Origin of the sequence: Blastopirellula marina, assembly GCF_002967765.1 — a bacterium.
In the GTDB taxonomy this organism is placed as follows: domain Bacteria; phylum Planctomycetota; class Planctomycetia; order Pirellulales; family Pirellulaceae; genus Bremerella; species Bremerella marina_A.
On record NZ_PUHY01000012.1, the window covers coordinates 1,119,399 to 1,143,990 of the forward strand.

18 protein-coding genes are annotated in these 24,592 nt (G+C 53.0%); 14 read left to right on the forward strand and 4 right to left on the reverse strand.

Translation table 11 applies throughout. The features are described from left to right. The first annotated feature begins 82 nt into the window (after positions 1-82). The 3 genes from C5Y83_RS21135 to C5Y83_RS21145 all read left to right on the forward strand — a co-directional run bounded on the left by C5Y83_RS21135 (position 83) and on the right by C5Y83_RS21145 (position 3,412). Positions 83-349: a hypothetical protein gene (locus C5Y83_RS21135; RefSeq protein WP_105331716.1), complete on the forward strand. Its 267-nt coding sequence runs from the start codon at positions 83-85 to the stop codon at positions 347-349. A 517-nt stretch (positions 350-866) separates the two neighbouring features. Continuing rightward, positions 867-1,097 carry a hypothetical protein gene (locus C5Y83_RS21140; protein WP_105331717.1) on the forward strand — a complete coding sequence of 77 codons (231 nt, stop codon included), beginning with the start codon at positions 867-869 and terminating at the stop codon, positions 1,095-1,097. A gap of 179 nt (positions 1,098-1,276) precedes the next feature. Then, positions 1,277-3,412 (forward strand): hypothetical protein, encoded by a 2,136-nt coding sequence (locus C5Y83_RS21145; RefSeq protein ID WP_105331718.1) that lies wholly within the window; start codon positions 1,277-1,279, stop codon positions 3,410-3,412. A 106-nt stretch (positions 3,413-3,518) separates the two neighbouring features. Here C5Y83_RS21145 and C5Y83_RS21150 read toward each other — a convergent pair whose 3' ends face one another. Both C5Y83_RS21150 and C5Y83_RS21155 read right to left on the reverse strand, forming a co-directional pair. After that, a complete protein-coding gene (locus C5Y83_RS21150; protein WP_105331719.1) occupies positions 3,519-3,974 on the reverse strand; it encodes a hypothetical protein in 456 nt (151 codons plus the stop codon). A gap of 60 nt (positions 3,975-4,034) precedes the next feature. Next, positions 4,035-5,000 carry a DUF1559 domain-containing protein gene (locus C5Y83_RS21155; RefSeq protein ID WP_105331949.1) on the reverse strand — a complete coding sequence of 322 codons (966 nt, stop codon included), beginning with the start codon at positions 4,998-5,000 and terminating at the stop codon, positions 4,035-4,037. 835 nt (positions 5,001-5,835) lie between these two features. Between C5Y83_RS21155 and C5Y83_RS21160 the strand changes: the two genes are divergently transcribed. Continuing rightward, positions 5,836-7,830: a PAS domain-containing methyl-accepting chemotaxis protein gene (locus C5Y83_RS21160; protein ID WP_105331720.1), complete on the forward strand. Its 1,995-nt coding sequence runs from the start codon at positions 5,836-5,838 to the stop codon at positions 7,828-7,830. Positions 7,831-8,053: 223 nt separating this feature from the next. After that, a complete protein-coding gene (locus C5Y83_RS21165) occupies positions 8,054-9,172 on the forward strand; it encodes a GTP-binding protein (RefSeq protein ID WP_105331721.1) in 1,119 nt (372 codons plus the stop codon). A gap of 46 nt (positions 9,173-9,218) precedes the next feature. Here C5Y83_RS21165 and C5Y83_RS21170 read toward each other — a convergent pair whose 3' ends face one another. Continuing rightward, complete coding sequence (locus C5Y83_RS21170; RefSeq protein WP_158262437.1) at positions 9,219-10,514, reverse strand: TonB-dependent receptor; 1,296 nt, start codon at positions 10,512-10,514, stop codon at positions 9,219-9,221. Further along, complete coding sequence (locus C5Y83_RS21175; protein ID WP_199195086.1) at positions 10,468-11,466, reverse strand: TonB-dependent receptor plug domain-containing protein; 999 nt, start codon at positions 11,464-11,466, stop codon at positions 10,468-10,470. The genes C5Y83_RS21170 and C5Y83_RS21175 overlap by 47 nt, the downstream gene beginning before the upstream one ends. Before the next feature lie 401 nt (positions 11,467-11,867). Here C5Y83_RS21175 and C5Y83_RS30185 point away from each other — a divergent pair, with 401 nt between their 5' ends. The 9 genes from C5Y83_RS30185 to C5Y83_RS21220 all read left to right on the forward strand — a co-directional run bounded on the left by C5Y83_RS30185 (position 11,868) and on the right by C5Y83_RS21220 (position 24,591). Further along, positions 11,868-12,047: a hemin uptake protein HemP gene (locus C5Y83_RS30185; protein WP_105331951.1), complete on the forward strand. Its 180-nt coding sequence runs from the start codon at positions 11,868-11,870 to the stop codon at positions 12,045-12,047. Positions 12,048-12,193: 146 nt separating this feature from the next. Next, a complete protein-coding gene (locus C5Y83_RS21185) occupies positions 12,194-12,895 on the forward strand; it encodes an energy transducer TonB (RefSeq protein ID WP_158262438.1) in 702 nt (233 codons plus the stop codon). Between the two features lie 194 nt (positions 12,896-13,089). Then, the gene (locus tag C5Y83_RS21190; RefSeq protein ID WP_105331724.1) at positions 13,090-16,020 is read left to right on the forward strand and encodes a CHASE domain-containing protein; all 2,931 of its coding nucleotides are present in this window, start codon (positions 13,090-13,092) and stop codon (positions 16,018-16,020) included. Positions 16,021-16,394: 374 nt separating this feature from the next. Next, on the forward strand, positions 16,395-17,363 hold the full coding sequence (locus tag C5Y83_RS21195; protein WP_105331725.1) for a DUF1559 domain-containing protein: 969 nt from the start codon (positions 16,395-16,397) through the stop codon (positions 17,361-17,363). Continuing rightward, the gene (locus C5Y83_RS29630) at positions 17,363-19,870 is read left to right on the forward strand and encodes a cytochrome-c peroxidase (RefSeq protein WP_199195088.1); all 2,508 of its coding nucleotides are present in this window, start codon (positions 17,363-17,365) and stop codon (positions 19,868-19,870) included. The genes C5Y83_RS21195 and C5Y83_RS29630 overlap by 1 nt, the downstream gene beginning before the upstream one ends. A gap of 317 nt (positions 19,871-20,187) precedes the next feature. Next, on the forward strand, positions 20,188-20,892 hold the full coding sequence (locus C5Y83_RS21205; protein ID WP_105331726.1) for a hypothetical protein: 705 nt from the start codon (positions 20,188-20,190) through the stop codon (positions 20,890-20,892). Positions 20,893-20,936: 44 nt separating this feature from the next. Continuing rightward, a complete protein-coding gene (locus C5Y83_RS21210; protein ID WP_105331727.1) occupies positions 20,937-21,512 on the forward strand; it encodes a DUF1572 family protein in 576 nt (191 codons plus the stop codon). Between the two features lie 142 nt (positions 21,513-21,654). Then, a complete protein-coding gene (locus C5Y83_RS21215; protein WP_105331728.1) occupies positions 21,655-23,229 on the forward strand; it encodes a DUF1549 and DUF1553 domain-containing protein in 1,575 nt (524 codons plus the stop codon). Between the two features lie 27 nt (positions 23,230-23,256). Beyond that, positions 23,257-24,591: a DUF1501 domain-containing protein gene (locus C5Y83_RS21220; RefSeq protein WP_233207303.1), complete on the forward strand. Its 1,335-nt coding sequence runs from the start codon at positions 23,257-23,259 to the stop codon at positions 24,589-24,591. Position 24,592: the final 1 nt, after the last annotated feature.

Sequence of the window (24,592 nt, forward strand, 5' to 3'; positions counted from 1 at the left end):
GATATGCGGAAATTAAGACGCGAATCTAGTCGATTGCTACACTGAAAACAGGTTCAGGTGACTTGTCGAAAGGGTACCATCCATGGCCGATCTGAAATCTCCCACGTTGATTTACCTGAAGGGAGTTCTTTTCCTTGTCTTGGGACTGATCGCGGCAGGCATGCTGTTAGCAATGGTCGGTAACTTGCAGATTGCCTTGTTACTGGGAATCGCCATTTGGGCATTCTGCCGAGCGTACTACTTTGCCTTCTATGTCATTCAGCACTACGTCGACCCACGATACAAATTCGCAGGCCTCGGCGCCTTCTTGGTTTATCTGTGGACCAAGCGTCTTCCTCGCTCTGACTAGACTCTTGTCTCATTTGTCGGAGTGGCTAAGGAGACCAGGTAACAATTGCGTTCGCTGCTCGATTATTCTAAACGTACTGCTGCGGGCCTATCTCTAGCAAGCGATCCATGACGTCCTTCTTGGACAAATCGTGGCTGCCGAGTGCTCCGATTACCTTTGCTACTTCCCACCGTCTAACCGGCTTAGGAAGCCGTTCGGCGAATGCGATGTACCAATAATTGTGAATAGATCGGCCTCGGGATGTACAATACTCCGATGCGGCCTTCGACGATCTTTAATCGCCAGTAGATACCTGGGGCGTGTACGAAGTCGCTTTTCCGCAGTCAGGCGAAGTGCAGTCGTCCTAATTCCAGAATGAATTCGTTGCGCTAATTTCTAGCGCGATCGATCCATAATTCGTGCAACCGAGTTCGATTTCCCTCGATGACCTAAATGTGGAGAGGAAGTAGAAGTCACGGCAAGGATGTCCGGAACAGGGATAGGCCCATCAGGGGTGTAAGCGTAAAGGTCCGGTACGATGGATACGATCAGATTTGGTGATTGGGAGGAAACGGTACGAACCTCGTTGGGGCGAGGTGGTCAACTTTTGGCCATGGTCGTCGCCATCTTTCTGGTAGCCGTTTATATGTGTGGTGGTCAATTATTGGAGAATCCCGCCAAGCTGGTGATCGGCGGTTTCTTCATCGGAGCGATGCTCGATTTCACTGTTAGCACAACCTGGCGTCATTGGCTCGCTGTCAAATTCTAGACGAACTCTTCTCTTCTTTTGGTGCTGCACGCATACGTTCTTTTTCTGAAAAACGTGTGATTTGTCTCTTCTCGCGGCAGCCAGATTCCTCGACGCGAAACCAGTTCTCGTTCGGTCGACGATTGATTACGATAGGACATTCTCCCGCCTATCTCCCCCGCCAAGCTAGAAAGCCGTTCATGTTAACGCGTCTCTCTCTCGCCCTGATTGCGAGCTTGCTGAGTTGCTGCTCGGTCGTTGCTCAAGAGCGATTGCCAGAATTCAATGTCCCAGGCCAGGAGTCGATTACCAAACCGCTCGAAGCGATGTTTCAACGCCACCATAGTGCGCGAACGAATTGTTCGTTGTGGGATTCTTGGCTACCGATGTCGACCATGTGGCCATCAATCGGCGACGATCCTTCCGCTCGCGACTGCCGCGAATTCTATCGGCGGGTTTATCTGGGACGCGAGATCGATTCCAGTGGATACGTCACGATGAACCAGCATCGTGGCCACGCACATCCAGGAGGTTGGCCATTTCCGTTGTGGGAGCAAGCTGGCGGGGCCGGTTGGCATTTCACCGTACAGCATGATCCGTATCGTGAAATGATGCAGATGCAAACGATGGATGCTAAGGCAGTCGAATTCGTCGGAGCAGATGCCATCGAGCAAAGCGATCGCCATGGACTTCAGCTGACGACGCGTGGAGAGACGACGTCGCTGACACTACCTGTCCGGCCATTTGATAGTATTGTGGCACCATTTGTCGTGATTGAATGGTCGAGTGACAAGCTGGCGAATGATGCTGCCGTGCAGCTTCAATGGCGTCATCCCGACGATAGCCAGTTCAATGCAGCACAATCGATCGACGTGGTGAGAAACAGCGGTCTAGGCGGTCAATACGGCGCTGGACTCAAGTTGAGTGTTGTGCCCGTTTACACGCACGAGCGATGGAATGGTCGGATCGAGCAGTTGCGTTTCACTTGGACAAACCAAGAGCCACAAAGAATCACGATTCGCAACATTCATACCGCGACCGACTCCCGGCATCCGATCACAAATGCTCTCTATGTTCGCGGTTGCTGCGAGTATTTCGGCTGGACGCAGGACATCGATTTTCTACAGCAGAACATTCAGCGAATGCGTAAGGCGATTCAGTACAGCCTAGATGAATTTCACGTTCGGGAAGAAGGAGCCATGCTCGTAACTTGGCCGGGGCACGATGGGCGTGCTGGCTTTACACGCGATGCCGTGGGACACAAGCTGATGCATCATGGGCATGGCGTGGGAAATAACTACTGGGACTTGTTGCCGTTTGGCCACTACGATTGTTACGCCTCGATAGTCGAATTCGACGCGCTTCAGGCGATGGCAAAACTGGAAAAGGCAGTCGCGATGCATCCCGAATGGGAATTGCCCACGCCATCGATATCGAGTGAGCAGCTACGCGATATTGCCGACAATTTGAAGCAAAGAGCAGGGGAGCGTTTTTGGGACAAGGACAAAGGTCGCTTCGTTGCGTGCATTGATGCCGATGGCATCGCACATGATTATGGATTCACGTTTCTAAACTTGGAGGCGATTTACTACAACTTCGCTACGCCGCAACAAGCGAAGCAGATTCTCCGTTGGATCGATGGCGAGCGGATTGTTTCGGGAGATACTTCGACCGGCGACGATATTTACCACTGGCGTTTCGCACCCCGAGCAACCACCAAGCGGAATACCGATTGGTATTGCTGGGTATGGAACAATCCGGAATCGATCGCTTGGGGAGACCAAGTTCAAGATGGCGGAGCAGTGCTTGGGTTTTCCTATCACGACCTGATGGCGCGACTGAAGATGTTAGGTCCAGACAATGCTGCTGGCCGGTTAAGTGAGATTGCAAAGTGGTACGCTGAAATTGAAGCGGAAGGTGGCTACCGTGCATATTACGCGAAACCAGGAAGAGGCTCGCTGCAGGGAGGCGGAACGCCGGGTGGCTTAGGGGTGGATCACGAATTCTTCGAATCGATTCTGGTGCCACAGGTCATGTTATATGGCTTCCTCGGATTTCAGCCGACCATGGACGGCTTCGCAATCGATCCACAGTTGCCCTCTAGCTGGCCCAGTTTAGAGGTGACTCGCATCGCTGCGGTAGACCACGTTATCGACGTCAAGGCAGCACGTGATTCTGTCGAGGTTTGTTTTCGGAAGGTAGGCGAACAGCCTTTGAGAATCCAACTCCCGAGCGGTTCATGGGTTGCGATCGAAGGCAAAGCAAGTATCGATGGAGACGTGATGTTGATCAATCCAGCCGACGCACCCAAGTTGATACGGATCGAGAAACAGTAGTGCGGACTGACGGATGGAGATCTGTTTGATGTGATCGCTCCGCGCATAAAAACGGGTGGCCAACCCTGCCAAGTCAGCCACCCGATCCGTGCGAATGTTGGTCGGACTAGTTGCCGGCCGACATCCCCTCTGGAACTTTTCCGTCCTTCGTCAATGCGAAGTCGAAGGTCGTATTCTCTGGACTAATTTTGATCCGCAGCTTGGAAGCACTGTTGTAAGCTGGCGGAACAATTTCGTGGCGTTCGGTATCGAGGCCACGCTCGACTTGCTCCTTCGTAGGATTCGGAAGCTTCACGATTTCGTGACCACGAATTTGAACGGCCATCTCTCCCGCGGCAGCCCGGGTCGAGAAGGTCCCATCTTCAAAGGTGCCGCCACCAACTTTGCTGCTCCCGTCGACCGGCGTTAGAGTGATTGATCCTGATTGAACGGGCTCGCCATCCATCGTGACGGTGCCATTGATATCCATCATGCCGTCGCTCGGGCCGCATCCGACCAAACCGACCACAATGCCCAGGATCGCGATGACCTGGAATGCTTTCACAATTTGCTTAGTAACCATAGTTACGATAACTCCGCTTCTTCTTTTGATCTTCGGTACTGTTCCGAAGCCAATCTGGCCTTAGTTGTTGTTGACGACTTCACCACCGTGAGGGGAAGTACGAGCACGCCAAGTCCAGATATCAATCGTTTCTGGAACGAAGCTAACCGAGGCATCGAAGTTAGCGGCATTCACGCCACCTGGATGCATGCTGAAAGCAGCGAACGTGGCGGTGCGCCAGTTATCGCCGGCAGCTTGGTGGCAAGGAATCTTCTGGATGTAATCGTTTGAATTCCAGCAACGCCGTCCACCGTCGACCGAAGCACGGGTGTTCGGGCCGAGGTAGCCAGTGAAGCCAGCTCCCGAAGCATAGATACCGGCAGCGTACATGCCTTGCCAGCCCTGGTTATTGGTGTTCATCGGCAATTCAGAAGCCATGACGGTGTTGCTGGTACCATCGGTGACGATGTTCAAACCGAAATTCTTGTAGCCCATCTTGAAGGCCGTTCCGCCGTTCTGATATGTCCAGAGACCATCCCAGTTGTTGGCATTGTCTTGGTTGTAGTTGGTGTTGCCAACGCAGACACCGTAGCTGTAACGCTGGTGCGACCATTGGTTGTTCGCGCTGTTGGATTCACCCAAGGTGACCTGCTCGGAGGGGCAAGAGTAGACGTCCAGTGGCGTGGTGCGGTACAGCGTGTTATTGCCGTTGTTGGCTTGCTTGTTGTTAAAGTTGATCGTTTCGTACAGGGCGGTCTGTTCGATGAACGGCAAGATGCGTCCGAAAACGGAAACCGTGTCACCGTTGTAATCGTCGAACCCGAGGAATGGCAGCTTCTTGTAAGTATCGTGATAGTTGTGCAAGGCTAACCCGATGTTCTTCAGGTTATTGGTGCACTGCATACGTCGAGCAGCTTCGCGAGCCTGCTGGACGGCTGGTAGTAGCAATGCGATCAAAACACCGATGATGGCGATGACCACAAGGAGTTCGACGAGGGTGAAACCGCGACGAGCGGATCGACCGGAGACAAATTGGGACGGACACATATTCATAGGGTGCCTTTCACCGCCACGCGGTACACAACGGGGGTCGTAGATAAGTGAGGGGGTAAAATGGATGAGCAGAGAATAATTTGCGTAATAGCAAAAACCTATTTTCCGCACTTTTTTCGGCTAAGTGAATGAGAGACTGCGTTTACTTTTTGAGAACTGTTTCGCTATCTCAAATCGGCCTACTGAAGCATAGCGTGAAATTATCCTAGTTAAAGTCGCGGGTTGACGAGACTTCGTTCGCCTTACCGCAGAATCACCAGTTTCTGGTGGAAACTTCGGGTTTGTTGTGGGTATCGGTCTGGCTGCAAAAATAGGGGTTTGTCTAGGTCTAGTATGGCTATTAAGCGGCCTTTTGCCGCTCGTTCTGGTGGTCCACGGCCGTAGTTCTAGAAACGCTGGTGGTTAAATTGAGACACGTTGCTTGCCACTTTGAGCGCTAAGCGATCACCCGAATAAAGACAAAAATTCAGACTTAGTTTGAAATTTCCTGGCTGCTGAGTTTGAATTCTCGAAGCGTTCTGCTGCTTCGACGAGGACACTTAATCGGTACTTCCAGCAATGCTGATAAATCAGGATTATGTGGATCATGACGTATGTGTTGATGTAATTAAGTCCTTTGATGGATGCGGGTTATCGCTAGTGGTGAACCTGCCGTATCGAGAAAGCAACGGTTATCGGACCCCTTCTTTTCGGGAAGATGGTTTGACAATGGATGGGTGAAACGTAAATAGCTGCAAGACTTCGCTGAACCACTCTGTTTCGTTGAAAGTGATTTGTCGGCAAGTCGACTCATTCAGTCATTGCCATCCTGTGGCCCGGAGACATACCCATGCCGAACACCGCAACCATCGAAGCTCCTAGTAGTCCGTCCAAGTCGACACGCACCAATGCGAAAAGCACTGCCAGCCGCCGAAATGCGGTGGAAGCAGAACTTCGTCAGGAAATCGAGCTGCTCAAAGCGGAGAACGCCGCAATCAACCGATCGCAAGCTGTGATCGAGTTCAATCCTGATGGAACGATCCTGACCGCAAACGGCAACTTCCTGGAAGCCGTCGGTTACACCTTGGAAGAGATCCAAGGTCAACATCACCGCATGTTCGTCGAGCCAGAATACGCCAAGAGCCCTGAGTATCGCCGATTTTGGGATAAGCTGGCGGCTGGCAACTTCGACTCGGGACAGTACAAGCGTCTTGGTAAGGGTGGCAACGAGATTTGGATCCAAGCCAGCTATAACCCGATCCTGGATGACAGCGGTAAGACTGTGAAGGTGGTAAAGTATGCCGCCGACGTGACTGCACAGAAGCTGGAATCCGCTAATTTTGCTGGCCAGATGGAAGCCATCAATAAGGTGCAAGCCGTCATCGAATTCAACATGGATGGCACCATCATCACGGCCAACCAAAACTTCTTGAACACGGTCGGCTACGCGTTGAAAGAAATCCAAGGCCAACATCACCAGATGTTCGTCGACGGTGAATATGCACGTAGCCCAGAGTACCGAAAGTTTTGGGAAAAGCTTAACCGTGGCGAACATGAAGCAAACGAGTACAAGCGATTCGGTAAGGGTGGCAAGGAGATTTGGATCCAAGCATCGTACAATCCAATCCTGGATTTGAACGGCAATCCATACAAGGTGGTGAAGTACGCTACCGACGTCACCGATGCCAAATTGAAGAACGCGGACTTTGCCGGTCAGCTGGAAGCAATCAGCAAGGCACAGGCCGTGATCGAATTTAACATGGACGGAACGATTCGTACGGCCAACGACAATTTCCTCAATACGCTAGGCTATTCGCTGAGCGAGATTAAGGGACGTCACCACCAGATGTTCGTCGATAGCGACTTCGCGGCGAGCGCCGAGTATCGCGACTTCTGGGCGAAGTTGAATCGTGGCGAATACGAAGCCAAAGAATACAAGCGTCTCGGCAAGGGTGGCAAAGAAGTCTGGATTCAGGCTTCCTACAACCCAATTCTCGATCTGAACGGAAAGCCGTACAAGGTTGTGAAGTACGCCACGGATGTTACTCGCCAGGTTCGCCTGCGGATGGAAATGGCTGAGTTAATTGCCAATGTCAACGAGAGCGCCAACCAGTTCACTGACAGTGCAACCACCGTCAGCGAAGCCTCGCAGACGTTGGCCGAAGGGGCTCAAACCCAAAGTGCCGCCGTTGAAGAAATCAGCGCCTCGGCCCAAGAGCTGACTCGCTCGATTCAGGGGGTTCGCGATCGAGCGAACGAAACCGACAAGCTCGCTGCGGAAACCAATCGCATCGCGGTTGATGGTGGCCAGGCTGTTACCAAGTCGGGCGAAGCGATGGACTTGATCAAAGCTTCGTCGGAACAGATCGGTGACATTATCCAGGTCATCAGCGAGATCGCCAGCCAGACGAATTTGCTGGCCTTGAATGCGGCCATCGAAGCAGCTAGGGCCGGAGAGCATGGCCTTGGATTCGCGGTTGTGGCAGATGAAGTTCGTAAGTTGGCCGAACGAGCCAGCGATGCAGCTAAGGACGTGTCGGCGTTGATCAAGGAGTCGACCGCTCGCGTTGCAAATGGCGTGGAATTGAGTTCGCAAGCCGGTTCCGCTTTGGAAAAGATTGTTGCAGCTGTCGAATCGACGTCCGCCAAGATTGCCGAAATCGCCTCGGCGACCGACGAGCAAATTAGCATGGCCAACGAAGTCTATACTTCGGTCCAGCAAGTTGCCGGGGTCACCGAGCAGTCGACCGCTTCCAGCGAAGAAATGGCCGCAAGTGCCGAAGAATTGGGAGCTCAGGCTCGCTCGCTGAAGGACTTGGTCGAAAGCTTCGATATGCACGGCTAAGCCGATTGCAACTCGTAAGCTGAATAGTAATTAGTGGGGGCTGATTGCAAGATCGCTCAGCCTTGGGTGGCGGGAGCCCATCTTAACGATGGTCGCTCCCGATCGCCGATTCTTGATCCGCGTTTGCCTGCTTGCTTGAAGTCGCGCTGCGTAAGCATTATTCTTAACTGCGTAAGAATGTTGATTCGCCCGCACGCTCCTACTTCCTGCACAGGTTTTCTTTATGACGACTGCTTCACCCAAGATTCGTTTCGTGATGATTGGTGGTTTTCTGGGAGCAGGCAAGACGACCACGATCGGTCGCTTGGCTAAGACCTACCAAGATCGGGGGTTGAAGGTAGGCGTCGTGACCAACGATCAAGCCGCTGACCTGGTCGATACGAATCTTCTGCGATCGCAAGGGCTTCAAGTTGGGGAAGTCGCTGGCGCCTGCTTCTGCTGCAACTTCAACGAACTGACTTCCACGGTCGATAAGCTTTCGGCGAGTGATCGCCCTGACGTTGTCATTGCGGAACCGGTTGGTAGTTGTACTGATCTCGTTGCTACCGTGGTCCAGCCATTGTTGCGGCTGTTCGATGCGCAGTTCGATGTGGCGCCGTACGGTGTGATTCTCAAGCCGTCGCACGGCCTCCGTATTTTGAGAAAGGAAAGTGGCACCGGGTTCTCGCCGAAGGCGGCTTACATCTTTGAGAAACAGTTGGAAGAAGCTGACTTCTTGATCATCAATCGCATCGACGAATTGGATGCTGACAAGATCGAAGAGCTTGATGGATTGCTAAAAGAGTTCGCACCAAATACGCCTGTCCTGCGACAATCTGCCAAGACGGGGGAAGGGTTCGAGGCATTGGTCGACATGCTCGATCAGCGAGGTGCATTTGGGCAAAAGATCTTAGAACTCGACTACGACGTTTACGCTGAAGGGGAAGCCGAGTTAGGTTGGCTCAACAGCAGTATGAAGGTCACTGCGACGGCGCCGTTCGCTTTGGATAAAATGCTGCTAGGTATCGTTGAAGGCTTACGAGAAGAGCTTGCAACGGCAAAAGCAGAAACGGCCCATCTGAAAACGATCGGACTGTGGGAGGGAGCATACGGAGTTGCCAACCTGGTTAGTAGTGATACGCCTGCCGTGATGTCGCTGCCTTCAAACTGTGAGACGAAGGAGGCCGAAGTCGTGGTTAACGCACGCGTCGCAATTGATCCCCAAATCTTGCAGACGCAAGTCGAGAAAATAGTTCACGCAGTCGCTGCCCAGCATGGCTTGCAGATTGAATTCCACCAAACCCAAAGCTTCCGTCCAGGCCGGCCAGTGCCAACCCATCGCTTTGCGGAGCCCCACGCATGATCGTCGGCTCCGTTGGGAAACCGACGATCCGTGGCCTGACCGGGATTTAGTGCGTCAGCTCGTAAGAGAGCAAGGCATTAATCCCTGGCCCGTCACTGCCGGAGCCATGGACTCGGTACTGTTCATCGAAGATGTTCTCGACATTCAGGGAAAGCCGTTGGCGTGGCGAGATCATTCGGCCATAGCGGAAGTTGAGTGTTACGAAGCCAGGGGTTCCGCCAGCTGGAATGCGGTTGGTATCGGACATGTCGCGTGCCGAGAGAAGGTCCTGTTTGTCGACGATCCAGGTATAGGTATCAAACCAGTCACGACCATTATTCCATCGCTTACGAATACCGAGTGTCCCTTGTTGAGGAGGGATACGCGATAACGGTTCGTCTTTATCTAGGTTCTGTCCGTAGGTATACCAATAATTGCCGTACAAACTCCAGTTGTAGCTCAGCTGGTATTCCGCAGAGAATTCGACGCCGTTTAAATAGGCGTGCCCGTTCGATCGATCCAGCAGTTGCATCGTATTCGGGGCACTGGTGTCGATGTAGTTCTGGAGGTCGTTCCACCAGACGTACGTCTCGGCGCGAAAACGATCCGTATTCATCTTGGCGCCGATTTCGTAGGTAATACTGTTCTCCGGCATCAAATTAGGATTCGGAAGCTGCGTTCCAACGAATACGTTGCCATTGATCGCTGCTAGATCGTCGATGTTTGGCGCTCGAAACCCTTCGCTGATCGAACCGACCAGATTGATTTTCTCGGTCAGCTTATAAGTTAGTCCGATGTTTCCAACCCAGTCCTGGTACTCAGGATCGATGTGATCCGTCACCATGCCTGCGGTGACGGTGGCACCCGCTGTGATATGTTCGTATCGAATCCCGCCAGTAAGCAGCAGGTTGTCGGTTAACCAGCCGTCCCACTGCACATAGCCACCGTAGCGCGAGTAGAACGAATCATCAGGGATCTCGCCGGCGCGATTGTCGATGGTGGGAGGTACCGTGCCGTAATCGATATCGCTGCGAGCCGATCCGATTTCGTCATGATACCAATCGAGCCCATAGGAAACGGTTCCCCAAGAATCGAGCGACTTCATAAATGAGAACGTTAAGCCAAACTGTTCGTCGAAGAAGCTGCGTTCGCTGACAATATTTGGGTCTCTGCCGACGCGATAGTCTCGATCTTTTCGAAGTTCGTCCGTGCGTTGGAACGAAGTCGTAATCTGATAAAAGTCTGCCAGACCGACGTCGCTGACGCCTTGATAGCGAAGGTAGTACAAGTCACGAACTTGCGGATCAAAGATTGACTCACGATCTGCTGGATAGCGATCCGTTCGAAAGATATCCTCCCCCACGATAATGTTGTAGGCCGAAAATCAGTTCCGAAGAATCGTCCACCAGATAGGTCACTTTCAAGTCGGCGGCATTGTAACGCCAACTCGTCGCTGGTTGACGGCCCACATCGAACCCCGCTGGGGCATCGGGCGATCCACCAATGTCCAGGTTGTTGTAGTTTCCGTAGGTTCCGCCGCCATAGAAACCTGTCGATTCGGTGAAGCCTTCGACGCTGACTCGCCCGGTATAACCAAGATCGGCCGAACTGAATCGCTGGATCGTGCCGCCGGTCAGATAGTTAGTACTCGTGTAGTTCGCGCTTTTGGTGACAACGTTGATGACGCCGCCAATTGCATCGCTTCCGTAAAGAACGCTCCCTGGTCCACGTATCACTTCAATGTGATCGACGGTGTTGGGATCAATCGTATTGAAGTATTGGTTGGGGCCACTCCGAAAAGTCGCGTTCGTCATCCGAACGCCATCAACCATGATCAAGACTTGCTGTCCGGTGAGACCTCGAACGTAGGGTGACGATTGGCCACGTCCCGTTCGTTGCACCATCACGCCGACTTCGTTCTCCAGGGCTTGCCCCATGTCCAGAGGCGACTTCTCCATCAAACGCTGGTGCGAGATGATGTTGATCGCACGGGGATTGTCGAAAAGCGAAATCGGGGCTCCCCGCGTTCCATCCGTCCAGCTTTCTAGCATTTGGTCTGACAGCGAAGGAAACAATGCGTCGAACTCGGCTGCGTCGTTGAACAGTGAGTCCTCGTTCAACAGGCTTGGCAATGCTTCCTGAGCGGGCTCCGATTCCTCGTTAGGAATGACGTCAACAGGGGGGAGGCGAGGCGTCTCTGCTCCCTCTTGCGAGACAATCGGCTGAATGTTGGGATCGAAGATCGGTTCGTCGCAGAGCGCTGAATGGGTAGCGACCCCCAGCAGGATCAATGAGAACAATCGAATTCGAAACATCACGAGTTTGTTGACTCCAGGCGAACCCAGATCCCATTGGCTATGCAGCTAGGGAATACCGGATTCTGGTGGTGGTGGGGTATCTGTCACCTTCGGCATCAAAGTCGGACGAATTCGGTGGAATGCGTGAATCCGTTAAGAGTTGCCTAGATTGCCGAGTGGGAGTGTCGTCCCAAGCGACATTGGTGTCGTGCGGTGCGACATGAAACGTGCCCATTCGAGTCAGAATCGCGGGAATCAGGGCTGGCGCGCGAATTGCAAGTTGGGGGGATGATCCCGTACACCGAATCGCGGAGACCCGGGGTTTCATCGAAAAGCGATCTTCCGCCAAACCCCACGTAGGGATACGTCCGATTCCTTTAGCAGAAGTGTTCAGTGCGATGCATGGTAGCTATGATGGCATGAGCGGTACTCAATTAACCGAACGACCGCATGAGTATGTTTCCAACGATCGAAGCACTGATTTGCCGATCGCCTCGCAAGATTTGCTGCAAGGCCAACGGCAAGTTTGGATTGATCACGGTGGCACACTTTACTGCCTCAAGGCGACCTCCAATGGGCGCCTTTATTTAACGAAATAGAGTTCTCACCAAGCTTGTTAGTTAAGTTTGGGGGACTCGTTTAACTGGGCCAAATTCCCTCGGTTGTCGGTGCCGTGGTGTGGTCAATTTACATGCGGCTATTAGCAACCCGACAATTTGCAATCCAATTTTCTGTGTGGACGCATATGGTGTTCTTGCTGGCGATTGGGTGGCAAAGTTCTTCCAATTGGGTTCACACCGAATTTACCGGCGAACGTCAAGCAGTAAATATCTCGGCCACGTTTGTGCCACCAACACCTCTCAGCGAACCTGAGCCGGTGGAGTTCTTACAGAGCGAAACGGACGCGGAGAAGTCGAGTGCCGACGTCGCTCCTGATGCAGAAGTTGCGAAATTGTCACTCGATTTGCGTCCAACCGTCCAGGTCTCAACACTGCTAGTCGAACAGGCGGCAACACCAGACGTTCAGATGGCGGAGCGACGGGAGTTCAAGCATCAGCCCGAACCTGTCGAGCCAACGGCAAAGCCTCTCCAGCGGAAGTCACGTACCTTGGCAGTTGCCTCCTTGGCTCAAGCCAAGCCAGTTGCACTGGGTACGAGTAAGAAGACGCCCCCTGATTTCTCGATGAATCGTCCACCCAGCTATCCAGCAGAAGCATTGCGCAAGGGTTGGAAAGGGGAGGTTCTACTGAAATTAACGATTCACCTGGATGGAACCGTCACGCAGGTTTCGATTGTGAAGAGTAGCGGCTACCCAATTCTCGATGAAGCCGCAGTGCGGGCCGTGAAAACTTGGCGCGGCGTCCCCACCATGCAAGGTGGCGAACCCATTATCGCTCAATGGGAGCTTCCAATTCGCTTCCGCTCAACGCCCTCTAGTTCACGTTAGGCGAGTCTCTGCAGCTTCGCAAAACCGGAACAATCGCACCAGCAGTGCGCGCTAACGTTTGCGAACCACCTAAGAAGACCACGACTGCGGTAAGGCGCGATAGAGATTGCTGGCTAGGGAGTCGATAAGGTGTAGGTTGACTGGGTAGAGTAGCCCGATTTAATGATCAACTAGCGACAGGGGCAACTTAGGAAATGCACTCCGGCAAATTCCTATTGCGGGTCGTCGTCGAATTGGTTTTGACGGTTGTCCTGGCATTTTTCCTCTCCGGTATTTTGCTGCCCTTTGTGGCGCCGAAATTCCCGGAAGGTCCAACTCGAATCATCTTTATTTGCCTGGCCGTGTTGCTGGCTGGGCCGGTGTTCGCCTATCGCGGATTGACCTTTTGGTCGCAACGAGAGAATGGTGACAAGCTTTCCGTAACGAGTGATGTTGTCCGTCCTTTCATGGGCATCATGATTTTCGGCGTGATCTTAACTACCTTGGCGACCGTCTGGATGGCGAGTGAATCTCGCTCGGATTCCGAAACCCGGTTCGATGCGCTCGCTGAACGTGTAAAGGTGGAAGTTGCTCGCCGTATGGCAAATTTTGAGTATGGCTTGAAGGCTTTACGCGGTTTGCACGAAGCTAGTGAAGAGGTGAGTCTCGACGAGTTTCGTGACTATTGCCAGGTGGTGGATCCCGTAATCAACTTCCCTGGGGCGATGGGGCAAGGTTTTATCCGCCGGGTTCATCGCGATCAACGCGATGCCTTCCTCGCGTGGGCGTCGGAAAACTTGGGCGAAGACTTTCAGATCAAAACAGCTGGCAAGATCAATGATCGCGAAGATTACTACGTAATTTGTCACATTGAGCCGATTGCGAATAATCTAGCCGCTTGGGGACTTGATGTTGGTTCGGAAAAGAATCGCCGTGAAGCTGCTAACAAGGCGATCGCATCAGGGCTACCAACACTCACCGCAAAGATCAATCTGGTACAAGATCAACTGGACCATAACGGCTTTCTCTACTATCTGGCAGTCTACGAAATTGGAATGCCACGCAGCACGCCGGAAGAGCGAGAAAAAGCGTTCCTCGGTTGGGTCTATATGCCAATTACGTCAGAGCTTGCTCTGGAAGGAATCATTCAATCCGCCGACGACCTCCTCGATGTGGAGGTCTACGATCATATGGCATTAGATCCCTCGGCAAAACTGTTTTGTGGTCATGGTTATCACTTCGCAGAATCGGATCGAGCCAAGGCAAGTTATCGCCCTCAGTTCGTGAAAGCGTTTCCGGTGAAAGTCGGTGGACGAAATTGGACGGTTCAGATCAGCAGCAATCCGAATTTCGATTCGACGAGCACATTTTTGCCACCGATCTTGACCATCATCTTCGGTGGTTTGCTTACATTGTTGATGGCTGGCGTTATCTGGAACATGGGAAGTTCGCGACGACGGGCAATTCAGTTGGCCGAATCGATGACCGTCGACTTAAAGATCGCGAAGGATGAAGCTGAGGAGAACGCACATCGCTTCACTGCCATCTTTATTAACGTGCCGGTCGGTGTAGCCCTCCTGGATACCGGCGCTCACGTGCTCAATGCAAACCCAGAAGGGCTGAAGTTGTGGGAAGCTTATTCGCAGCGACAGTTGCGAGGTTGCTCACTATTGGATCAAGTCCCTCAGGAGGCTCACTCCGATGTTCTCTACGCCCTGGAAGAGGCAATGAGCGGACGCGATGCCCAGGTTGAGTTCCAGATGGTGGGCTTGCGCGGAACCGTTCGCCTAATTGAAATGCACGCGGTGGTCGTAGGTAACGTCAAGCAAGACGGTACCACGATGCAGATTCTCACGGCGATGCGTGACATTACGAGTCAACGTCGAACTGAAAACGAATTAAGAGAAGCGAGTAGCCGAGCCGAGACTGCGAACCAGACCAAGAGCGAGTTTCTCGCAAACATGAGTCACGAAATTCGCACGCCAATGACCGCGATTCTCGGGTATACAGATCTCCTCGCCGAAGAACAGTATCGAGATGTCTCGCTGGATGACCGGATTGAATACATCAATACGATCCGCCGAAACGGCGAGCATCTTTTGATGATCATCAACGACATTCTCGACTTGTCTAAAATTGAAGCGGGCAAGATGACGGTCGAATCGGTGCCAACCCGTATCGATACCGTCGTGCGCGAAGTCATCGAACTGATGCAGGTCAAAGCTAAGGGTAAGGGCCTGGCGCTCGATGCAACTATTGAAACCAAGATCCCGAAGGTGATCGCCAGCGATCCCATTCGGTTACGGCAGATTTTGGTCAACTTGGTTGGTAATGCGATCAAGTTTACCGAGATCGGACGAGTTCGCATTCAGTGCCGCTATGATCAGTCTACTAAATCGGTTCTGATCTCGGTCGAAGATAGTGGCATCGGGATGACCGAGATGCAAATGGAACGACTGTTCCAAGCCTTCGTTCAAGCGGATAACTCGATGACGCGCCGCTTCGGCGGAACCGGCCTCGGGTTGCGAATTAGCAAACGTTTGGCAGAAATACTCGGGGGTGATATCACGATCACCAGCGAAGTCGGGATCGGTAGTACGTTCTGTTTGTCTCTTATGGTCGAGAACGTTGGTGAGAACAATTGGCTGGAACCAACGGACCACCTCGAGACGATCGAAAAGGCGAGTTCGAGCGACAAAGCTAAAGCGAAGTCCGACAAGCGACCACTCAAGGGAATGAAGATCTTATTGGCGGAAGACGGCCCGGACAACATCCGCCTCATTTCGTTCCATCTCCGCAAAGCAGGTGCTGAAGTAGCAACGGTTGAAAACGGGAAACTACTCGTCGAACAAATGACCGACGACGGTACGATCGATGGTGAACTGAAAGATCCGCCACCCTGCGATGTCGTGCTGACCGACATGCAAATGCCTGAAATGGACGGGTACGAAGCGGCTCGACTTCTTCGTGATAAAGGAGCGACGCTGCCAATCGTTGCTCTGACCGCCCATGCAATGTCTGGGGACTTAAAGAAGTGCTTGGACGCGGGATGTTCCGCTTATGCTACAAAGCCAATCGATCGCGACCGGTTAATCAAAGCCGTCCAACGCTTTCATCCTGACACGATCACCTCTGCCGCGTTATAGCATCGGCAGTGCGAGGAATCAGATTTCCTTGTACCCTCCTGCGTGCCACTCGCGCCGCCATTCTGTGGGTGGTAATGTCACGCTCTGATTACTGCTTAAATCTTGTTTCGTTGTACAGCTAAACCTTAGAAAGCCTTTTGGCTGCCCTTCGACAATTCCTCAGACAGGTGGCGAACGGATAGGGTGCCGTCGTCTAGGGCCCCTTTCTTGGCAAATTGAAGCGGTTTTACTGCGATAGGGCGTTGATCTGATTTAAAAAGGTTCGTATTCTAATTAATTCCTGTTGAGACTGTGTCTCTGTATTGGTAAGCCCGCATTTGCCAGCCAACCAAATCCCACCCACCTGCTTATTTACCTGCCTTGGGATTGCACAAATGATTTACCGCAAAGGGTTTACGCTCGTTGAGCTATTGGTCGTTATTGCCATTATTGGAATTCTAATCGCCATGCTTCTCCCTGCTGTGCAGCAGGCTCGGGAAGCAGCTCGGCGGATGCAGTGCTTGAATAACCTTAAGCAGATTGGCCTGGGCATGCAGAATTTCCACGCTGCTCATAACTGTTTCCCGACAAGCGTCTCCGGCGACGGTGCGGCTCACTATTGGTGTGCTCAGCTGCTCCCGTACATGGAACAGAATCCGCTGGCCAACATCTACGATTACACCGTTCGGTTCAACGACATTAAGAATCGCGAGGCGGTTCAATATCCAGTGCCGTTCATGCTTTGCCCGAGCACTCCTGGCGGTCCAATTGAGCATCCCAAGTTCAAGCGATCGACCTCGTCGAGTCCGGATGAATGGAGTTCAATCGGAACCGATTACGCTGGTTCTGCTGGACCTCTTTCCAGTTTATGGAATAGCCCATCGGTGATCTCGTATCCCAAGCCGGGAAGTATTGACGGACTGTTCAAAGGTTCGGTGAAGCCGGGAGAAAAAGGGCGACGTATCCGTGACGTAACCGATGGGACTTCAAACTCCATCGGATTTGTTGAGTCGGCGGCGCGACCGCAGAAATGGCAAGGTAATAAGCAAGTTCCGGAATCGGGGCTCTACACGAGCGCTTCATCGAATTACGTTTCTGTTTGTAGTTGGGCAGAAGGCAATCTGTTTGCCGTTCGAGGATTTGAGTTTGATGGGAACGAGCCCGACGAGACCAAGCAGTGGAGTTACCCAGGGCCGGTTATGGTCAACGGTTCCAACTACTACGGTATCTACGCATTCCATTCTGGCGGGGCGAATGTCGCCTTGGTGGATGGTTCGGTACGATTTCTCGCCGAAACGACGAGTCCTGATATCGTCGCTTCCTTGCTGACAATCGCCAGTGGCGAAGTGGTAGGAGCCTACTAATGCGTTACGATTCGACAGACGCGATTCGAGCTCGACGTGTCGTATTGTTTGGTGCTCTGGTGTTGCTCGTGCTTTGTGGTGAGAGACTTTTTGCCCAGGCAACTTCGGCAGCGGTTTACCCCGTAGGACATACCTGGGAAGGCCTGCCAACTTCGGGCAAGCCACAGCCGGTGTATCATGCAGACAAAGACCATCCCGCAAACCGCCTTCACGCTCTGTTGTTTCTTGAGCATGTCGTACCGGCAGAAATTCAGTCGCAACTTCCCGCGGAAATGGAGCGTAGCGGTCTAACTGCGGAAGCTTTCTATCAACCGAAGTGGTACTTCGGTAAACGAGAAGGAACCAAGGAAGATCGAAAGTGGTTTGGGGGCGATGTTCGTGTCAGCCCGGTCCGTGAGTTCGAGGGTGAGCGGCGTGCCGAACTCCTGAAGCTATTGAAGCAACTTGTCGCCCTTGATCCTGCCGAACGTAAGCAGTGGTTCGCGCAACCACTGCATCAAGTGCTAATGCAGTGGGATTTGATGAGCGTCTGGTGGCAACTGGAAAAGAAGGGCACCGACGATCCTGAATTACTTGCTGCGTTTGCCAAAACGATTCAGGTATTGGCTCTTCCAGCCAAAATATTGCAAGAGTTGCCATCTGGATATGAATCCTTGCAGAAGCATTTCGCTTCGGACCAGTTACCGGTCTCTACAAAAGAATTCTATCTGCCACGCGATCTGCAACTTGTGGATCGATCTTCTGATTCCCCGTGGGTCGAGATTGCTCGAAACAGTTCCGTCCTGTTTCAAGCTCATCGTTCTCTTCATGCCTCACGTGTTTATTTGAAGGCTGGAAGTCGCAGCGAAGCGGAGCAGTTGGTTGCTGCGGTTGGCGAAGTCGATACGAAAGAAATCGCTCAACGGCTTCTGGACGACGTAAAAACTGCCTTGGTGCAATCGATCGTCGTTGTCGATGACCAACTGAAACCAGTGGCGACGCCCGTAGTGGACGAAGTCCGCGTGCGCGTAGTTAACAAACCATTCGAGCTTACGGCAGATAATAAGAGTAGTAGTCGCGATGGCTCCTCGCATTGGATCTATCATCGCACTCGCGCCGGTTCGGTACTTGGGTCAGAGCAGCCGTTTCGTTTCGTGCCAGATACAGGTCAATCGCTATTCGTAGAATATGGCAGCTTGAAGCACGCGACCTATGCAGCTCAATGTGCCTTGTGTCATCGCATGACGAATAATGGAGGCCAGTCTCCGTTCTCGATTCGCTCGTTGTCGACGCACATGCAACCCCGCGTCGCCGAGCCAAACCAGCGATTTCAATTGGCCGAAGCCGAGATGTCGGACGTGGTCGAAGCCCTTAAGAAAAGACTGGCAGGCTCTTCACCAATTCAACCAGTTGCGAGCAATGGACGCCTGAAGCCTCGTCCCGAAACTTCCGAGCAGGAGCGAACCAAGCGAGCTGCAGAGCTCCGAGAGATTTACACGCAACCATCGGATAAGTGGCCGGCACCAAATGTCGATGCTGACGTGTCATGGAAGGAAATCGGTTTGCTGCCGGAGGTCACCCATCCAGAAAGCAATCCCTACAACGAAGCGAAAGAAGCCTTGGGACATGCGTTGTTCTTTGATCCTCGCCTATCAGGCAGCGGACAGATGGCGTGTGCATCGTGCCACGATCCTGACTTGGCTTGGAGCGATGGACGCACAACCAGCTTCGGTCACTCGCGGAAGATGCTTACTCGCAACGCGCCAACGACTCGTTTCGCGGCCTTTCAAGATCAGTTCTTCTGGGATGGTCGCGCATTGACGCTGGAAGAACAAGCGGTGGCGGTACTGTTGAATCCTGATGAAATGCACGCCAGTCCCGATCATGTGCGAAACGTCGTCGCTTCGATCACGCCGTATCAAAAGCTATTCGGTGAAGCGTTCGGCAACGAGGAAGTTACCATCGAGCGGGTCGGTCAAGCGATTGCTTGCTTTGAACGGATGGCCGTGCATGGACGCACGCGATTCGATGCATTCATGAAGGGTAAGACCAACGTGATGTCAGATGCGGCGATTCGCGGGATGGATCTCTTCCGTCGTGATGCACGCTGTATGAACTGCCATCACGGGCCACTGTTTAGTGACGGCCAATTTCATGATGTCGGGCTCAGTTACTACGGTCGCAAGTTTGAAGATTTGGGACGCTACAACATCACCGGCCAAGCCGAGGATGTCGGACGCTTTCGTACGCCAACATTGCGCGATGTCACCGCGACGGGGCCGTTGATGCACAATGGTCTTTTTCAGTTGGCTGGCGTTCTGAATATGTATAACGCTGGGATGCCAACACTGAAGCGGAAAGATCATCAGCAGGACGACGACTTGTTTCCGACGAAATCACCTCACTTGAAACCGTTAGGCCTGAACAAGCACGATTTGGAAGACTTGGCCGCGTTTCTATCGACTTTAGAAGAACCGAAGTTACGTGTGCGACCGCCAGAATTGCCTGGGTTGCATCCAGCTCCATAAACGTATTTGTTCCAGCGTACTGCCGAACCAATAGCCGCTTTGTCGTTCGATCAAGCGGCTTTTCTTTTTGCTTGGTGCTTATCTCGTGGAACTTCGAGGGCTCGTTACCATGGCTCCTCTAATGGATTGTTTCCAAGAAGAGTCTCCATGACGCGAATACACAGATGAGCCGAATGCTTTATCGGTCAAGGGAACTCACGGAAGGCGCAATCGCAAGAATTCACAGAGAAATCGGTGTTTCTTCATGCGTGTGACTCTAAAATCGATGCAGCGGCGTTCCCCATTTTGTGCGGTTTGTTTTTGGAAAGGCCGAAGTCATGTCTCGCCCGGTAGCTTGTTTGTCCCTGTTTATCTTGGCGTTATTTGTGTTCTCGCCTCCTGCCTGGGCGCAAGACGAGTCAACGCCGGAAACCCCTTCCACGCCCATGGTTGAAGATGCTGCAGCACCGGAAGCTGACACGGCCGAGGAAGTGGCGAAGGAGCCTGCGGCAGAAGTTGAAACGGATGCTGAGGTTGCTGCCCCCGAACCTAAGGAAATCAAAGAGCCTCCAACGGAGATGCCTAAGGATATTGAAGATTTGGCCGACAAGGTGGATGGATCGACGACAGCCAAAGAGACATCCGCGGGAATCTTAACACCGATTTACATGTTGGCCGAAGCATTTTCGTTTCCGCTGTTCCACTGGGTGGCGTTCTCGTTGATGTTTGCTGGTGTGGTCAGCTTTGCACTCCAGTTGGTAATCGGTAAGCTGGTCGTCATGGCTCACCTTGGATTCAGCCCTCGCGAGATCATTTCCGATGTGTTTGGTTTCGTAATCAGCGTGATTGGTTTGGTACTGACAACGCAGGCAGCCGCTGAGAATTCAAGCTTTACGCAGAGTCCTTTCCTTGTGATTTCAGCGAGTATCGTCGGTGCGATCTTCGGTTTGTTGATGTACTTCTGGGGGCAAGCTCAGGAAGTGGAAGCTGTTAGGGGCCGTAAAGCGGTCGCTGCTGAGCTTAAGGCGAAGCAAGCAAAGTAAGTTTTTGAGTTACGCGAGAAAGTATCGGTTGCAGGTTTTGCTGAATGAATGATGTTAATCCCTGGACAGATGCTCTTCGCGAATCGGTCAACTCGTATCGTCAAATGATCGATGCGACCCTTGATCAGCTAACCGACGACGAATTCTTTCAACGTCCCGCGGCGGAAGTCAATTCCGTCGCGGTTTTGCTTCGTCATCTCGGAGGGAATCTTGCCAGCCGTTGGACCGACTTTCAGTCAACCGACGGCGAAAAAGAGAGCCGTAATCGTGACGAGGAGTTCACCGACTGGCCGGGCGACCGACCGTCGCTCATTGCCTATTTCGACGATGGCTGGCAAACGCTGCTCTCCGCGATCGACGAGGCCAACTCTCTTGATCCACTCACGCCGATCTTTATTCGTGGTGAATCGCAAACGCTAGCAAGTGCTTTCGTGCGATCTCTGACGCATCTCTCATATCACGTTGGGCAGATATCGCTCATTGCTCGTACGGTGCATCAAGGAACCTGGCGTTGGCTGACGATCGCACCCGGCGAAAGCCAACGGCACAATGAGCAAACTTGGGGAACTCCGCAAAGTCGCAACATTCACGGCGAGAGGAAGGACGAGCAGGGGAATTGAATCCCGAGAAAGAGGGCATTTTTCTTACAAGATCGATGCCAGATTGGTAGAATAACGTTCCGCTGGGTGGTGTCCGCTACCTGCGGAATCTTGTTCGGCACGCTTCTTCTCACTGAATTCTCTCGTATCACAAGGCGGAACGATGTTTCGCAAAACAAATACGGCGGCAAGTTGGGGGTTTGCTTTCAGCTTGTCTTGGTTCGTTATTGGCTTCCCTGCTATGGCCGGCGCGGAAGAATTGTCGTCGGACGAAACTGCCCAAATGCACGCGATGGCGGCACGCATCGACGAGTTGATCCTGGCAAAGCTGAACACGGAAAAGACCCCGCCTGCACCACTGGCCAGTGATGGAGAGTTCGTCCGTCGAGCCTATCTCGATTTAGTAGGTAGTATTCCATCGGTCGCTCAAACCCGAGCCTACCTGGAGGAGGCTTCACCCGACAAGCGGGAGAAGCTGATCGCTCAACTGTTGAAATCGCCCGCCCACCCAACCCACTTGGCCAACACATGGCGGGCCTTAGTTCTCGAACCAACTGACGACCCGGCCAGTTTGCAGAATGAACAAGGGCTGCAGCAGTGGCTTCGTGGAAAGTTCAGCGAGAACGTCCGGTACGATCGCCTGGTCGAAGCGTTCCTCACGGCTACCCAAGGGAACGACGGTCCTGGCTATTTCTATGCCGCTCAGGAACTGAAGCCAGAATTACTCGCTGCGGAGACTTCGCGAATCTTTTTGGGGCTCCAGCTTGAATGTGCCCAGTGTCACGATCACCCATTCGATCGCTGGAAGCAGCGTGACTTCTGGGGAGTTGCCGCGTTCTTCGCCCAGCTGGAACGACCTAATAACGACAATAACCTAGGATTGGGACGGTTCGATATTGTCGACCGCAGCAGCGGCGAGGTGACGATTCCGGAGACGGAAGAAGTGGTGAAGCCGTCGTTTCCTGGGACCGACGCCGACTATGCTTCGTTTGGTGGGACGCGACGCCAGCAATTGGCGATCTGGATGGTTTCGCGAGACAACCCGTTCATGCCTCGCCGAGCGGTGAACTGGGCCTGGGCGCACATGATGGGGCGTGGAATCGTTCATCCAGCCGACGATATGTCGCCGCAGAATCTTCCGAGCCATCCTGAACTTCTCGACGAATTGACAACTTATTTCGTCAAGTCAGGTTTCGACATGCGATTGCTCCTTCAGACGATCGCGATCACCGACACTTACGCTCGCAGTAGTGAGGCGGTTTCCGAATCGGAAGCCCCGCCTGAACTTTTCGCCCGAATGGCGGTCAAGTCGCTCACGCCCGAGCAGCTTTACGATGCCTTACTCAAGGTGGGCTTGTTACGGACTGGTGTCGAGGCCAACCTCAATGATGGCATGCGGGTGCAGTTCGTAGCTCGGATGCGAACTTCGGGGAAAGATCGCACGACATTTGATACTGGTATGCCTCAGGCTTTGGCGCTGATGAATGGTCCGCCAGTTTCCACGGCAACCAGCCCGGAAACGAGCGGACTGTTGAAAGCGATGTCGGCTCCTTTCCTATCGGATGAGCAGCGATTGAACGTCGTGTTTCTGGCAGCCTATAGTCGCGAACCGAATCAGCAAGAGCTTGCTCGTTATCAAGAATTTCTCAAGTCAGCTTCTCCCTCAGAGAAATCCAAAGCCTTGGGTGATGTCCTGTGGGTTTTGGCGAACAGCGCCGAATTCATGTTGAATCACTAACTCCATTCTTTCAGCCGAGTAATGCGGATGAACGTTTCCAACTTCTCCAGGCGACGGTTTCTTCAGACTTCTGCAGCCATGCTGGGGGCAGCCAGTTGTGCTTGGTTGCCACAGTTTGCCGCAGCGGCAGGACCAGATCCTTCCCGCAAACGAAGCTGTATCTTGCTGTGGATGGCTGGTGGACCAACTCAGACCGATACCTTTGATATGAAGCCTGGACATGCCAACGGGGGTGAATTCAAAGAAGCTGAAACTAACGTTCCCGGTTTGCGATTTAGCGAGCACTTCGGTGGCCTTGCACGTCAGGCCGACAAGCTGGCAGTTCTACGTGGAATGAGCACCAAAGAAGGAGATCATCAACGCGGCACCTACTTGATGCACACCGGGCAGCGGCCTGGCGGGCCGCTTAATTATCCGTCGATCGGAGCCTCGCTGGCCAAGGCAATGGCCAACCGTGATACCACGCTGCCCAACTATGTCGCTGTAAATCCAGGGGCGTTCCTCAGTGGCGCGGCCTTAGGACCAGGCTTCTTAGGACCACGTTACGCGGCCGCAACCGTCGGTGCACGGGGAAATCGTCCGACAGGTCCTCAGCCGATAGAAGATTCAGATCAACTTGCTGATCTTGGCGTTGATTTCCTCTCGTTACCTCCAGGCATTGATCAAGATCGGCACGATGCTCGACTGGCGTTGTGGAAGCAGCAGCAACAACAGTTTCTCTCCGGTCATCCTTCCGGAGCCGCGGAAGCTCAAGCAACCATTTTTCAATCGGCCGTGAAGATGATGCATCCCGAAGCAGCCTCTGCCTTCGATCTGTCTCAGGAACGCACCGAGGTTCGCGAATCGTACGGTCGTGGAACTTTCGGACAAGGCTGTTTGATCGCTCGCCGCCTGGTTGAGCGTGGGGTTCCGTTTGTAGAAGTCACCTTGGGCGGTAACGGGTTAGGCTGGGATACGCATCAAAACAACTTCAATACGGTCAAGCGTTTGTCAGAAGAGCTCGACCAAGGTTGGAGTACCCTGATGACCGAGTTGGCAGATCGTGGCTTACTGGAATCGACCACCATTTGCTGGATGGGTGAATTCGGGCGGACGCCGAACATCAATAACAACGCAGGACGTGATCACTTCCCTGACGCATGGAGCTGCGTGCTTTCCGGTGGAGGTATTGCTGGTGGCCAGGCATACGGTAAGACGGATGAAGCTGGCATGGAGGTGACCGAGAACAAGACAGAGGTGCAAGATCTGTTGGCGACCCTTTGTCGAGCCGTTGGCGTTGATCCAACCACGGAGCATTACTCACCCCAGGCTCGGCCGATCAAGATATCGGAAGGGTCTCCGATTGATCAGGTGTTGGTCTAAC

Coding starts and splice junctions, on each gene's coding strand:
- C5Y83_RS21150 (WP_105331719.1), bottom strand. CDS start 3,974: ATGGTTACTAAGCAAATTGTGAAAGCATTCCAGGTCATCGCGATCCTG.
- C5Y83_RS21205 (WP_105331726.1), top strand. CDS start 20,188: ATGTCTCGCCCGGTAGCTTGTTTGTCCCTGTTTATCTTGGCGTTATTT.
- C5Y83_RS21220 (WP_233207303.1), top strand. CDS start 23,257: ATGAACGTTTCCAACTTCTCCAGGCGACGGTTTCTTCAGACTTCTGCA.
- C5Y83_RS29630 (WP_199195088.1), top strand. CDS start 17,363: ATGCGTTACGATTCGACAGACGCGATTCGAGCTCGACGTGTCGTATTG.
- C5Y83_RS21195 (WP_105331725.1), top strand. CDS start 16,395: ATGATTTACCGCAAAGGGTTTACGCTCGTTGAGCTATTGGTCGTTATT.
- C5Y83_RS21190 (WP_105331724.1), top strand. CDS start 13,090: ATGCACTCCGGCAAATTCCTATTGCGGGTCGTCGTCGAATTGGTTTTG.
- C5Y83_RS21165 (WP_105331721.1), top strand. CDS start 8,054: ATGACGACTGCTTCACCCAAGATTCGTTTCGTGATGATTGGTGGTTTT.
- C5Y83_RS30185 (WP_105331951.1), top strand. CDS start 11,868: ATGAGCGGTACTCAATTAACCGAACGACCGCATGAGTATGTTTCCAAC.
- C5Y83_RS21160 (WP_105331720.1), top strand. CDS start 5,836: ATGCCGAACACCGCAACCATCGAAGCTCCTAGTAGTCCGTCCAAGTCG.
- C5Y83_RS21135 (WP_105331716.1), top strand. CDS start 83: ATGGCCGATCTGAAATCTCCCACGTTGATTTACCTGAAGGGAGTTCTT.
- C5Y83_RS21185 (WP_158262438.1), top strand. CDS start 12,194: ATGGTGTTCTTGCTGGCGATTGGGTGGCAAAGTTCTTCCAATTGGGTT.
- C5Y83_RS21215 (WP_105331728.1), top strand. CDS start 21,655: ATGTTTCGCAAAACAAATACGGCGGCAAGTTGGGGGTTTGCTTTCAGC.
- C5Y83_RS21210 (WP_105331727.1), top strand. CDS start 20,937: ATGAATGATGTTAATCCCTGGACAGATGCTCTTCGCGAATCGGTCAAC.
- C5Y83_RS21145 (WP_105331718.1), top strand. CDS start 1,277: ATGTTAACGCGTCTCTCTCTCGCCCTGATTGCGAGCTTGCTGAGTTGC.
- C5Y83_RS21140 (WP_105331717.1), top strand. CDS start 867: ATGGATACGATCAGATTTGGTGATTGGGAGGAAACGGTACGAACCTCG.
- C5Y83_RS21175 (WP_199195086.1), bottom strand. CDS start 11,466: ATGTTTCGAATTCGATTGTTCTCATTGATCCTGCTGGGGGTCGCTACC.
- C5Y83_RS21155 (WP_105331949.1), bottom strand. CDS start 5,000: ATGTGTCCGTCCCAATTTGTCTCCGGTCGATCCGCTCGTCGCGGTTTC.